General features: G+C 72.6%; 12 protein-coding genes. 3 read left to right on the top strand and 9 right to left on the bottom strand.

Translation table 11 applies throughout. The annotated features are described in order from the left end of the window. Nucleotides 1-88: 88 nt before the first annotated feature. From ACQPXG_RS31000 to ACQPXG_RS30975, 6 genes are all read right to left on the bottom strand, one after another. Nucleotides 89-670, bottom strand: a complete 582-nt coding sequence (locus ACQPXG_RS31000) for a GNAT family N-acetyltransferase (protein ID WP_433462672.1) — start codon at nt 668-670, stop codon at nt 89-91. 47 nt (nt 671-717) lie between these two features. Further along, a complete protein-coding gene (locus ACQPXG_RS30995) occupies nt 718-1,293 on the bottom strand; it encodes a DUF4262 domain-containing protein (protein ID WP_433462671.1) in 576 nt (191 codons plus the stop codon). A gap of 73 nt (nt 1,294-1,366) precedes the next feature. Next, complete coding sequence (locus tag ACQPXG_RS30990; protein ID WP_433462670.1) at nt 1,367-2,221, bottom strand: hypothetical protein; 855 nt, start codon at nt 2,219-2,221, stop codon at nt 1,367-1,369. 27 nt (nt 2,222-2,248) lie between these two features. Then, complete coding sequence (locus ACQPXG_RS30985; protein WP_433462669.1) at nt 2,249-3,748, bottom strand: dihydrolipoyl dehydrogenase family protein; 1,500 nt, start codon at nt 3,746-3,748, stop codon at nt 2,249-2,251. A 55-nt stretch (nt 3,749-3,803) separates the two neighbouring features. Then, nucleotides 3,804-6,101, bottom strand: a complete 2,298-nt coding sequence (locus ACQPXG_RS30980; RefSeq protein WP_433462668.1) for a xyloglucanase — start codon at nt 6,099-6,101, stop codon at nt 3,804-3,806. Between the two features lie 81 nt (nt 6,102-6,182). Then, a complete protein-coding gene (locus tag ACQPXG_RS30975; protein ID WP_433462667.1) occupies nt 6,183-6,503 on the bottom strand; it encodes a hypothetical protein in 321 nt (106 codons plus the stop codon). A gap of 37 nt (nt 6,504-6,540) precedes the next feature. Between ACQPXG_RS30975 and ACQPXG_RS30970 the strand changes: the two genes are divergently transcribed. Further along, nucleotides 6,541-6,945, top strand: coding sequence for a hypothetical protein (locus ACQPXG_RS30970; protein WP_433462666.1), 405 nt, complete (start codon nt 6,541-6,543; stop codon nt 6,943-6,945). Nucleotides 6,946-6,950: 5 nt separating this feature from the next. Here ACQPXG_RS30970 and ACQPXG_RS30965 read toward each other — a convergent pair whose 3' ends face one another. Next, nucleotides 6,951-7,592 carry a TetR/AcrR family transcriptional regulator gene (locus ACQPXG_RS30965; RefSeq protein WP_433462665.1) on the bottom strand — a complete coding sequence of 214 codons (642 nt, stop codon included), beginning with the start codon at nt 7,590-7,592 and terminating at the stop codon, nt 6,951-6,953. Nucleotides 7,593-7,694: 102 nt separating this feature from the next. On the opposite strand from ACQPXG_RS30965, the gene ACQPXG_RS30960 reads away from it, so the two are divergent. Beyond that, nucleotides 7,695-9,302, top strand: coding sequence for an MFS transporter (locus ACQPXG_RS30960; protein WP_433462664.1), 1,608 nt, complete (start codon nt 7,695-7,697; stop codon nt 9,300-9,302). 1 nt (nt 9,303) lies between these two features. Here the strand turns inward: ACQPXG_RS30960 and ACQPXG_RS30955 are convergent, their stop codons facing one another. Next, nucleotides 9,304-10,236, bottom strand: coding sequence for an amidohydrolase family protein (locus ACQPXG_RS30955; protein WP_433462663.1), 933 nt, complete (start codon nt 10,234-10,236; stop codon nt 9,304-9,306). A gap of 219 nt (nt 10,237-10,455) precedes the next feature. On the opposite strand from ACQPXG_RS30955, the gene ACQPXG_RS30950 reads away from it, so the two are divergent. Next, nucleotides 10,456-11,091: a TetR/AcrR family transcriptional regulator gene (locus ACQPXG_RS30950; protein ID WP_433462662.1), complete on the top strand. Its 636-nt coding sequence runs from the start codon at nt 10,456-10,458 to the stop codon at nt 11,089-11,091. A gap of 268 nt (nt 11,092-11,359) precedes the next feature. Here ACQPXG_RS30950 and ACQPXG_RS30945 read toward each other — a convergent pair whose 3' ends face one another. Continuing rightward, a complete protein-coding gene (locus tag ACQPXG_RS30945; protein WP_433462661.1) occupies nt 11,360-12,556 on the bottom strand; it encodes a hypothetical protein in 1,197 nt (398 codons plus the stop codon). Between the last annotated feature and the right edge of the window lie 238 nt (nt 12,557-12,794).

The raw sequence follows: 12,794 nt of genomic DNA, 5'->3' as shown, positions 1-12,794 counted from the left end.
GCTTCGTTCCTGGCCCGTCGATTGTGGCCTACCCACCGTCCTCCACCCCCCACCCCCACCCATCACCCGACCGTCCGGCATCAGGGTGTCATGGTGGGGTGGCGTGGGGGAGGCGCCAGACGGTCTCGTCGTCGCGGGTCTCGCCGGTGCGGCGCAGGCCGATCCTGGACGCGACGGTCTCGGACGCGCGGTTGTCCGGGTGCACGGTCGCGACGACGTCCCCGATCCCGTGCCCGAGGAGCCAGTGCAGCAGCGCGCGGGCGGCCTCGGTGGCGAAACCGAACCCCTGGTAGGGCATGCCGATCACCCACGCCACCGACGCGACGTGCCGCGGCGGGCCCGGCGTGACCGTCGACCCGGCGGACGCGGGCGTCACCGTGAACCCCGGTGCCGCGGGCGTGACCGTCGCCTGGACGTAGCCGACGGCCTGCCCGTCCCGGACCCGGCGGACGATCCAGTTCAGCCAGTACTCCTGGTGGAAGGGGGCCGGGCCCGCGACGAGATGCGCGTAGCGGGCGTGGAGCTCGTCCCGCGAGAGGGGCTCGCCGCCGATGTGGCGGTGCAGGCGCGGGTCGTCCAGGACGGGGGCCATCTCGTCCGCGTGATGGACCGCCAGCGGCTCCAGGACGAGCCGCTGGGTGCGGATGGTCTCGGCGATCGGCCCGTACACCCGCCGATCGTATGCCCTGGCACCCGACTAGGAGGTGAAAGTGCAGGTCAGAGGCGCCACTCGGCGCGTTTGTCGGAGAGCCTTCTGGTCCAGGCGCCGTCGGGGTGCTGTTTCGGGTCGAGCCACAGCCACGGCTGGGAGTGCCGGAACGGCAGTTCGGTGCCCGGCTGCCAGGGGAACAGGCCCTGCGGGTTCGGCCAGACGACCTGGAGGACCGGCAGCGGGGGGCGCCGGTAGAACGCGACCGCGCCGCCGAACATCCCGTCGTACCAGTGCGGGTCGACGTCCCGGAAGGCCGCCTGCTGCCCTCGGACGACGCCGTCGTGGCGCTCGCCGTCCGCCGGGCCGCGTCCCTCGGCGGTCTCCCGGCCGAGCCTGTTGAGGATCTCCTCCGTCTCGTACACGTCCCCGCCGAACATCGCCAGCTCGGGCGCCCGGTGGCTGTGCCAGAGCCCCACCGTGTACGCCCATCCGGGCCCTTCGTCGTCCGGGTGGACGAGGACGACGCTCCATCCGTACTGCGTGATGTGCACGATCGTGCGGAGCTGGAAGTTGTCCAGGCTGCCGCGGTCGCCGTAGTCACGGCAGATCACGCACGTGCACGAGGGACGATCGCCGGACATGACCCTCAGTTTACGATCAATCGACCCTGGGCGAGTGCGCCGTCCGGGTCCGCGAGATCGGGGGGGCGCACGGTCACCAGAAGACGCCGGTGTCCCGCGGCCGCGTCTCGGGCCCGTACCGGCCGGCCGGGCCGCCGAGCCGCCGGACGGCCACCGTGACGAGGAGCATCGCGGCCGGGAGACCGAGCGAGACGGCCGTCAGCGGGGCGACGGACGCCACGTCCAGCGCCGTCCCGCCGAGCAGCCCGGCGACGCCGAGGTCGGCCCCCGGCCGTCCCGCCGAGAGCGGCACCGCGAGGATCGCGGCGCAGACGGCGAGCGCGGCCGCCGGAAGGGCGATGACGCGGCGCCGGACGAAGAAGCCCAGCGCGACGCCGAGCGCCCCGAGCACCGGCAGCGCCATGACGGCGAACCAGTGTCCCGGCTCCGGCCTCATCTCGATGTCCACGACCGGAGCCGGGTCGCCCTTGCGCAGGTGCCACAGTCGATGTCCGGGCGAATCCGGGCGCACCGTGGCCGAAACCGGCGGCAGCCGCAGTTTCATGGCCGTGTCGTGAAACCCCCATGCGGTGAGTTCGCGCAACGCGCCGGAGGCGTCGATCCGCATGACCGGCCGGCGTCCCGTCCGGTAGGCGCGATCGATCTCGGCCCGGGCGAACGGCACACCGCGCCCTTTCCGCGTGCCGACGCGGACGTTTCCGGCGCCGGGGAACAGCTCCCGGCCGATCCGGGCGGCGAGCGCACGCACCTCGGCGTCCGAGCGGAGCCGTCCCGCCGCGTACAGGTCGACGCGGGCGTCCCCGTCGTCGAGGACGGCGACCTCGACCCGGGCGCGCTGCTCCCGGACCGGCGCCCCGCCGCCGCACCCGGCGAGCACGCCGAGCGCGATCAGCGTGATCACGATCGCGGCCAGCCGCCGAGAACGCATTCGGCCTCGCTTCGTCGGTCCGAGCGGCTACCGGCCGGCGTGCCGTTGCGTGCGCAGCGTCTCCAGCAGGCGGAGCCAGATCTCGCTGGCGGTGGGGTAGCTGGGCACGACGTGCCACAGGGTGGACAGCGGAACGCGTCCGACGATGGCCACGGTCGCCGAGTGCACGAGGTCGGCGATCCCGGCGCCGGCGAACGTGGCGCCCACGAGGACGTCGGCGGCCCGGTCGACGACGAGCTTCGCGCGGCCGCGGTAGTCGGCGCGCATGACATAGGTCCCGGCGAGCGCGCCGAGGTCGTACTCGACCACCTCGACGTCGAGGCCCGCCTCCCGCGCCTGCCGTTCGGTGAGGCCGGCGCTGCCGACCTCGGGGCTGGTGAACACGACCTGCGGCGCCCCGACGTGCCCGGCCGCGGCGGACGGCAGGTCGGCCGACCCGGCGGCCCGTGCCGCGATGACCTCGCCCGCGATGCGGGCCTGGTACTTGCCCATGTGGGTGAGGAGCGCGCGGCCGCACACGTCGCCGATGGCGTACAGCCAGGTGCCGTCGATGCCCCGGACGCCCTGCTGGTCGTCGACGTCGAGGTACCCGCCGGGGGACAGGCCGACGGTCTCCAGCCCGATGTCGCCGGTGTTCGGGGTGCGGCCGGTCGCCACGACGACCTCGTCGGCGACGACGGCGGTGCCGTCGTCGAGGGTCACGCTCACCTCGCCGCCGTGCACGCGGCCCTCGCCCGTGTCACGGATGTCGGACCGCTTCACCTGGGACATCGTGCGTCCGAGGCGCAGCCGCACGCCCGACTCCCGCAGCTCCTCGCCGACGAGGTCGCCCGCGAACGGCTCGTTGCGGGCCAGCAGCCGCTCGCCCCGATGGACGAGCGTCACCTCGGCTCCCAGCCCGCGCAGCCAGGTGGCCGCCTCGCAGGCGACCACGCCGCCGCCCAGGACGGCCACGCGGCGCGGCACCTCGTGCATCGTCGTCACGTCGCGTGAGGTCCAGGGCAGCGCGGCGCGCAGGCCTGGAACGTCCGGTACGGCCGGGCAGGAACCGGTGTCGATGACGACGGCATGCCGGGCGGTGAGCGTCCTGACCGAACCGTCCGGACGGCTCACCGCGATCGTGCGGTCGCCCGCCAGCCGCCCGTAGCCGCGGACCACGTCGATCCCGGTGTCCAGCGCCCACGCGACCTGGGAGGCGTCGTCCAGTCCGTTGATCACGACGTCGCGCCGGGCGAGGACGCCGGCGGGATCCAGTCGCGCGGACACGCCGGGCAGATGGGCCGCCGCGTCCACCACCTCCACGGGCCGGAGGAGCGCCTTACTGGGCATGCACGCCCAGTAGGAGCACTCCCCGCCGAGGAGCCGGTCCTCCACGAGCACCGAGGACAGGCCGGAGAACTGGCTCGCGTACTGGGCGGCGTTCTCGCCCGCGGCGGCTCCGCCGAGGACGATGACATCCCACTCCGACCGATCCGGGTCCACTGCCGCCGTCATGAGGTCCTCCCGGTCGTCCTTCGCCGCTGGCACGCGACGACAGCCTATGTGCCCGGCGGGCCCAGGGGAGTGGACCCGCCGGGCCGCGTCAGCCGGAGGTGTCGCCGTAGATGATCCCGCGGCCGTTGGTGCCGAGGTAGACGCGGCCGTAGACGCGGGGGTCGCCGGTCAGGGCCTCGCCCATGTTGCCGTACTGGTGCTGGTCGTCGTTGACGCGGACCCACGTCTGGCCGGTGTCGTCGGAGCGGAACACGCCCGTGACGCCGCCGATCGTGGCGACCGTGTAGATCGCCTGGTAGGACCGGCCCGGGGCGGCCTTGCCGAAGCCGACGTTCACCGCCTTGGCGGCCGAGGGCAGCTTGGTGAACGTGGCGCCCGAGTCCGTGGAACGGAAGAGGCCGGTGTCGCCTGCCAGCCAGATGTCCCCCTCATGTCCGGGCACTGCCTTGAAGTGTGCTGAGGATGGGAGGCCGGAGGCGGCGCCGGTGAAGGTCTGGCCACCGTCGGTGCTGACGTACAGGCGTCCGTTGGAGAACGCGTAGAACTTGCGGGGATTCACGCGGTCCGACTCGATCCGGGCGTTGGCCGGCACGCCCGAGGACTGCGCCCAGCTGTTGCCGAAACCGGTCGAATGGACCACGGGCTGTCCGCTGTCACCGGGAGCCCACACGAACCGCGCTCCGTCCGCGGACGCCGCGACGGTTCCTCCGTTGTTGACGCCACCGGGCTCGGTCCCCTGGAACCAGTTGGCGCCGCCGTCGGTGGAGAACGCGACATGGCTGTCGTTCGGGCGGTCGGAGTCGGTGAAGTTGCCCGCGCGCACCATCACCGACGGATTGTTCTCGGCGTAGTCCAGGCTGGTGGTGCTGGTGAAGCCCGGCCGCACGAACATCATGGCGGGCACGGCGTTCAGGTCGTCGTGACGGAAGCCGCCGATGTCGCCGAGGCCGCTGACCAGCGGTGCTCCGGAGGGCGGGCTGACGAGGTCGAGGACGGCCGTCTCTTCGAGCCCGGTCACCATGGGCTTGATCGTGAACTGCCCGCCGCCGTCCCACTGGGTGAGGTTCTCGGTCCCGTAGATCGTGGCGCCCGTCCCGTACATCATGCGGTCGGAGCTGAACGGGTCGATCTCGACGGACTCGGTCATCCAGCCGAGCTTGGGGGTGGCTTCGGGCGGGGCCGGGTTCTGGCCGAAGGTCAGCCAGGGGACGGCCGAGATGTCCAGCTTGTAGCGGAGGCTGCGGTTCGGGTAGCTCGTCCAGTCCCAGACCCGGGTCCAGGTCTGGCCCGCGTCGGTGCTGCGGAAGAAGACGACGTCCGGCCACCAGGAGATCTGCGTGGCGACCATGAGCGTGTTCGGGTGCTGCCGGTCGATGGTCAGGCCGCTGTAGCCGTAGTACGCGTCGGAGCTCGTGGACGGCACCGGACTGACGCGTGTCCAGGTGGACGCCCGGGTGTCGTACTTCCACACGTCTCCCTTGGCGCCGTTGTACGGGCCGGCGGTGTCGCTCGTGGCGATGTAGAGCGCGTGGCCGGCGGCGTCCAGCACGCCCTTGTGCGCGATGTAGCCGGTCGGCTGCCCCGGCACGCGTTGCCAGGAGGCGCCGGCGTCGGTGCTGCGGTAGACGGTGTTGTCCTTGTCGGCCACACCCGCGTAGATGGTGCGCGTCGGTGTTCCGGACGTCGCGGTGCTCTCGTCGAACGTCACCCACACGACGCCGGGCCGGTGACTGCCGTAGCCGCTGGAGTCGGACGGGTCGTCGGAGTAGTTCCCGGGGTTGGGGAAGGCGGAGACCTTCGCCCAGGTCGCTCCCCGGTCGGTGCTTCGCCACAGGCCGTTGCCCTCTGGGGCGCCGAAGTACAGGACGCGGTCGTCGCCGGGGTCGACGGCCAGCCGCTCGCCCATGCCGCGCCCTGGCATGTTCCCGCCGAGCTTGAACGGCAGCTGCGTGACCTGCCAGGTCCGTCCCCTGTCGGCGGACCGCAGGATCGCCCCGTTGTTCGGGTCCCAGGCGTTGGTGTACATCCCGGCGGCGGCGTACACCCGGTCGGCGTCCACCGGGTCGGCGGCGAGGCTGACCACGCCGTTGTAGCCCCACTTGTCCCAGCCCACCCAGTCCAGGAGCGGGGTCCAGCGCCGGGCGGCCTGGTCCCACCGGTAGGCGCCGCCGATGTCGGTGCGGGCGTAGATCAGGTTGTGCTCCTTGCGGCTGAACACGATCCCCGGGACGAAACCGCCGCCCGCGATCTGCACGTTCCGCCAGCTGTAGGCCGCCGCGCGGGGGGTCGCGGGCGCGGCCGCCGAAGCGGGCGCGGTGAAGGACGTGATGGCCAGCGTCAGCGCGGTCACGGCGGTCGCCATGAGGCGGGGGCGGTGTCTTCGCATCGGAGCCTCCTCGGGGATGCGGCGTGTCCGAGGAGGATGATCGAAGCGCTTCGACAGGGTCAAGACGGCTTTCGCCGCCTTTCACGCCATCGCCCCGAAAGCGGGCACGGCGGTGTGGAGCGCGGAGAGCCGCCCGGCGCGCAGGACCGTGCCGTCGGGCCGGACGATGGCGGCGCCCACGCGGCCTCGCCTCAGCCAGTGGTCCAGTGCGTCACCCGGCCCGGTGGTGATCACCACTGCCCCGCGCCGCTCGATCTCGGCCCGCTGCCCGGCGGACGGTTCGGTGGCTGTGACGATCGCGAACCGGCCCGCGGCCACGTCGTCGAACCGGCGGCCGCCGTCCAGCGGCGCGTTCGGGCACAGCCGGCCCGCCAGGGCGCGGCCGGGACGGCTCCGCGCCATCAGGCCGGAGCGGCGCAGCGCCGGGGTCGCGCTGTTCGTGATCTATTCCCTGAGGCCCGGGACGAGACGCAGCCGCGGCGCCACCGCGCGGCGCAGGAGGTCGCCCGGCTTCAGCAAGGTCCTGCTCAACAACGGCCTGGAACTGGCCACGTCCCACAGGGGCCTCGCCCCGCGCGCCCGGCGCGACATCGAGGCCGGTGTCCGCGCCGGCCGGTTCAGCGTGCGTGACCCTGAACTCGCCATGGTCACCGTGGCGGGCGCGGCGCTGTGCCTCGGCCGTCTGCTCCATGACCGTCCTGAACGCGACGACGCCGAAGCCACCGACCAGGTCACCGAGGACCTTCTGCGCATGCTCGGCCTCCCGGCCGGCGAGGCGCGCGAGATCTACCGGCGTCCGCTCCCCGGTCTCGCCGAGGCCGGGCGCAGCGACGGCACCGGGTAGGAGGGCTACGCCGGGGTCCGGCCGTCCTCGTCGAGGATCGTGCGGACGCGGCGAGCGGCCTCGGCGGGGGCGATCCCGGCGGCGACGAGAGCGGCGGTCGCGGCGGGCTCCGCCGTGTCGCCGGTCCAGCCGGGGCTGCCGCTGTTCTCGACGAGGCTCAGCAGGAACGCCTCCAGTGCCTGGGCGAGGACGGGCACGGGCAGGTGGCGGGCGAAGACGCCCTCCTCCTGGCCGCGCCGCAGGATCGAGATCGTCTCCTCCCGGGCCGGGCTGAGGACGGCGCGGACACCCTCCTCGCCCAGGTCCCGGCGCGCGAGCGAGATCAGCATGCGGTAGCGGTCCCCGACCCCCCAGACCGCCAGTGTCATCCGCGCCATCGCCGTGGCGGGATCCGCGCCCGGACGCCGCGCCTCGGTGAACGCCTGCTCCACCGCCTGCCCGGCCTCCTCGGCCAGTGCCCCGATCAGGATCTGGCGGTTCTGGAAGTGGCCGTAGAGCGTGCGGCGCACCACACCGGCGGCGCGGGCGATGTCCTCGATGCTCGCCTCCGGGTCGCGGCCGAGCTCCCGGCGGGCGGCGGCCAGGATGCGGGCCCGGTTGGAACGCGCGTGGCTGCGCTGCGGGGCGCCCCCTGTGAGCTTCGTCATGCCCCTCATACTTGCACATCACTGTGCACGTAACTAAATTTGCACACGAATGAGCAAGTTTTGTGGGCCGGCTCCCGGCCCGCTCGTGCGGAAGGAACGCCGATGTCGTTGATCGCCTCCACGCCGGTGGAGCGGATGAACGCCCCCTACGCCCGCCGGTGGCAGGCCCTCCTGGTGCTGTGCCTGAGCCTGCTGATGGTGCTGATGGCCAACACCTCGCTGCTCGTCGCCGCGCCCGACATGACGAAGGACCTGGGGCTGAGCAGCAGTGACCTGCAGTGGGTCATCGACGGCTACACCGTCCCGTACGCGGCGCTGATGCTGGTGCTGGGCGCGGTGGGCGACAAGTACAGCCGCCGCGGCGCGCTGGTCGCCGGCCTCGTGCTCTTCGCGGCCGCCTCGGTGGCCGGCAGCCTGGCGCACAGCGCCGCGGCCGTCATCGCGGCCCGCGCCATGATGGGCGTCGGCGCGGCGGTCGTCATGCCGGCCACCCTGTCGCTGCTGGTCGCCATGTTCCCGCGCGGGGAGCGGGCCCGGGCGATCACCGCCTGGTCGGCGACCTCCGGGCTCGCCATCGCCGCCGGCCCGCTGCTGGCCGGGTGGCTGCTGGAGGACCACGGCTGGGGCTCGACGTTCCTCATCAACGTGCCCATCGCCGCGGTGGCCGCCGTCGCCGCGCTGGTGCTGGTGCCGCCGTCCAAGGCCGCGGTCACGGGACGGCTCGACCTGATGGGCGGGCTGCTGTCGGTGCTGACCGTCGGCTCCCTCGTCTACATGATCATCGAGGGCCCGCACTACGGCTGGGGCACCGCCGCCGTCACCGCCGCCGTGGTCGCCGCCGCCGGGCTGGCCGCCTTCGTGGCGCGGGAGCTGCGCCACCCGCGTCCGCTGCTGAACCTGGGCATGTTCCGTGACCGGACGTTCACCGGTGCTGTGCTCGCCGTGCTGCTGTTCTTCCTCGGCGCGTTCGGCACCATCTACTACGCCAGCCAGCACCTGCAGTTCGTCCTCGGCTACGGCCCGCTGGAGACCGGAACGCGGCTTCTGCCGCTCGCCGCCGCCGTGTTCGCCGGCGCCGTGCTGACCGGCCGGCTGACGCCGCGCCTGGGCATGAAGCCCGTCGTGGTGACCGGCATGGTGCTGGGCACCATCGCGATCTTCCTGCTGACCAGGGTCGACTCGGGCTCGTCCTACGTCGACTTCCTGCCGACCCTGCTGCTGCTCGGCGTCGCCATCGGGCTCAGCGCCTCACCGTGCACCGACACCATCATGGGCGCGTTCCCCGAAGCCGAACTCGGCGTCGGCGGCGGCATCAACGACACCGCCCTGGAGTTCGGCGGCTCGCTGGGGATCGCCGTCCTGGGGTCGGTCCTGGCGACCGCCTACAGCGACAAGCTGGGCGGGGCGCTCGCCGGACACCTGCCGCCCGCGGCCCTGGCCACCGCCCAGGACTCCATCGGCGGCGCCCTGGGGGTCGCCGAGCAGGTGAGCCGGAACCCGGCGGGCGGGCCCGAGCAGGCCCACGCCCTCGTCATGGCCGCCGACAGCGCCTTCGCCCACGCCGTCGCGCACACCAGCCTGGTCGGCGGCATCATCCTGGCCGTCGGGACCGTCCTGGTCGCCCTGATCCTGCCCGGCCGCCGCCCGGCCCCGTCCGAGCCGGAGCCCGAGCGGGACGAGCCGGAGACCCTCGCTCTCCCGGTCCGGTAGATCAGTGCCCGGCCAGGCGGGGGAACAGCGCGAGAGCGTTGGCGGAGTCGATGGCCTGGTGCAAGTCCTCATCGTCCGCGGTGAAGGCGTCCAGGCCGTCGGTGAAGTACTTCACGGCGGCGTCCGGGGCGAACGGCCAGTCGGAGCCGAAGAGGACGTGCCCGGGACGGGCGAACGCCAGCAGGCTCGGCAGCGCGGCCGGGCTGCCCGACAGGGCGGTGTCGAAGTAGAAGGAGGCCAGGTCCTCGAACACCTCGCCGGGGTCGTGCCCCTGGCCGACGAGGGTGACGGCGATGCGGTGGGCGGCGTAGGGCAGGAACCCGCCCGCGTGCGAGAGGATGATCTTCAGGCCGGGATGCCGGCGCGGGATGCCGTGCAGGACCAGGTTCGCGGCCGCGCGGGTGGTGTCCAGCAGGAAGTCGGCGGCGAACGGCGGCAGCCCGGGCACGGCGGGTGCGGGCAGTTCCGCCGGGTGGACGAGCACCACCGCGGACCGGCGGCCCAGCTCGGCCATGAGCGGGTCGAAGGCCGGGTCGCCCAGGTAGGTGCCGCGGGAGTTGGCGAGCAGCACGACGCCGTCGGCTCCAAGCTCGTCCAGGGCGCGGACGCTCTCCTGGACGGCGCCGTCGACATACGGCAGCGGAACGGTGGCGAAGTGGCCGAACCGGTCGGGACGGTCCTTGACCAGCTCTGCGCCGAAGTCGTTGATCTCGCGCGCCAGGTCGAGCGCGCGGGCGTCGTCGCCCAGATGGGTGCCGGGCGTGGACAGCGACAGGACGCCGGTCGCGATCGAATGGTCGTCCATCAGCGCGATGGCGCCCTCGACGCTCCAGGCGGGGAGATCGCGTCCGCCCGCCTGGGCGATCCCCTCGGCGTTCAGCCGCCGGACGTACGCGTCGGGCAGCAGATGCTGATGGACGTCGATGCGGCTCATGATCCTCCCCTTGGCCGTTCCCTACCCTGGCCCGGTCATGGAACGATTGGTACAGTCCGGAACGATTGGTCCAGAGCGTATGCGGCCCCGGGCGGCGGCGTCAACGAAGCGGGAGCGGCCGGACGAGCGCCCGCGGGCGGGTCGGTCCCGGCGGCTCCGGGCTGAGAGACTGGGCGCACATCGACGCCCCCGCCGAAGGGCGGGCCGGGAAGGACACGGATGGGCCCGAAGACCGAGCGCCGCCAGCAGCACGGCGAGGAGTCGCGGCGGCGCATCCTCGACGCCACCGTCGAGATCGCCGCAGAACGCGGGTACGAGGGGACCAGCATCGGCCTGGTCAGCCAGCGGTCCGGTCTGCCCCGCAGCTCGATCTACTGGCACTTCCGCGACAAGGACGACCTGCTCGCCGCCGTGATCGAGCGCAGCTACCACCTGTGGCGGGAGCGCCTCCTCGGGGCCGAGATGACCAGCGATCCGAGGACGGACCGTGCCGGGCGGCTGCGCGAGATGACCGCCGCCGTCGCGGCGAGCCTGCTCGACCAGCCGGAGTTCCTGCGTCTCGGAATGATGCTCACTCTGGAGCGGCGTCCCGTCGAGGCCAAGGCGCGCCAGCTGTTCGTCGACATCCGCGACGAGGTCCTGGCGTTCGCGGCCGGGGAGTTCCAGGAGATGCTCGCCGACGCGCCGGCCGCCGAACGCAAGGCCGTCGCCCGCAAGCTGGCCGCGTTCACGCTCGCCGCCGCCGACGGGCTCTTCCTGGCCTACCAGCTCGATCCCGGGAGCTTCGACATGCGGGGCCAGTTCGAGATGCTCGCCGTCACCATCGACGCGGCCTGGGACCGCCTCACCGCCTGAACGCCGCCGCCACCGCCGAGGCCGGCGGTGAGGAGCCCGGCGGCACTGGGCAGGCGGAGCGGGATGAGCATGCCGGATGATGAGGTGCGGGTGCTGCAGGCATTGCCCCGGCTTGTGCTGACTTATGGCGGACGGTTGGTGGAGCTCGCCGAGGCGCATGGCGGTGGACGGCCTGACATGGAGTCCTGGAAAAGGTGGTGCCCCGGTGGGACGGCGTCACGCCGTCCCACCGGGCACCAGTTGGACCGGGCCGCACCGATCAGGCGGCCTAGTGGATGGTTGTCAGGACGCCCCGGGGGGTCGACCATGACTGCTTGGGATCGATCCCTTCCTCGGTTGGGGAGATCCAGATGCGGTCCTTCGGAGTGAAGTCGCCGGGGATGAACGGGCCGGGACCAGATCCTCCGAGGACCTTGGGCAGCGAGGAGACGAGCGCGAGCGGGAGTTCCCTGTCGGTGAAGTCCTCGCTCATGCCGATCGCGGTCTCCGCGTCGGGTGAATCGCTGACCGCGACGACCGGGGCCCGTTCGGCCTCGGCGGTCAGGGTCAGCGTCCGTGACATGGCGACCAGGTCCCCGAAGGTTCCGGGGACCTGCCACTCCAGCGCCGTCGGCCACCCCGATTCGGTGGCCCCGCGGAGGTCCTGGACCAGCTGCTCCAGGACCGGCTTCCGGTCCTGCGCCAGGCAGTCGAGGACGTACCTGCGGATGGGCTCGTCCGCCGAGGCGCCGACCACCGTCAGCCCCCCGTAGAGGTCGCCCATGGGACGGTAGTTGGCCTTCGCCGCCAGCAGCTCACGGAAGTACCCCTCCACGAACTCGTCGTGACGATCGGCAGCCTTGACCAGCCGGCGCAGTCGTGCGACGAGATCGCCCTGCCGGGGTGCGTCCAGTTTGCGCAAGACCCGCCCGAACTCCGAGGAGATCACGACATGCATGGCACCCGGCACCCCCCCGGACCGCCCACGGGCGGTGCAGAGCATGGCGATGATCGCCGTATGGCGGTGCATCGCCTCCCTCGTGGCGAATGACCACTTCCCTGCTGTCAGCAGCGGGACGTCTTGGAACGTCACGGCGTCGGTCACGACGGTCAGCCTGTCCTCGAAGGACGCGCCGTCCTGCGCGAGCCTGGCCGCCACCGCATCGGGCCGGCCCAAGACGGCCACATGCTGCCTGCCGCTCTGCCGACTCGACAGCTCGGCGTAGACCTGCTCATCCCGGCCAGGCCGACTGAGCCTGACACCGGACCACCCGACGCCGGCGCGCATGATCCGCAACCCCTCGATGAGGGCCCTGGCGGACTTGCCGGCCGCCCGCGCGGGCGGCAGCGTCTTGGGACGGCCGCTTCCGTGAATCCGGTGGATGTACTCCAGCCCAGGCAGTTTCGCCTGGCTGAGGTCCAGCACGGCAAGCCGTGCCTGCGCCCCCTCACCTTCCAGGTCAAGGAGCCAGTAGTCGTCCAACATGAACGCCACCTCCGGTTTCGATTGGCACGTCCGCGTACACACGCGGACGGGTCCGGGCTTCACACCGGACGTATGTGACCGTACCGGAAGCTCCAGACAAGGCAACGCGCCAGCTGTGCGGCGGCATCGGCAAGGGCGCCAAAGACACCGGGTGCTGCCCATTCGCCGGCTTCGCGGGCGCCGGCGACCGATGCCCTGAAGTATTCAGTCGCCGCGCGTCTGACGGCTGTTGGACGAC

Origin of the sequence: Spirillospora sp. CA-128828 (assembly GCF_050945415.1) — a bacterium.
Taxonomy (GTDB): domain Bacteria; phylum Actinomycetota; class Actinomycetes; order Streptosporangiales; family Streptosporangiaceae; genus Spirillospora.
This window is presented reverse-complemented; position numbering and strand designations above follow the sequence as displayed.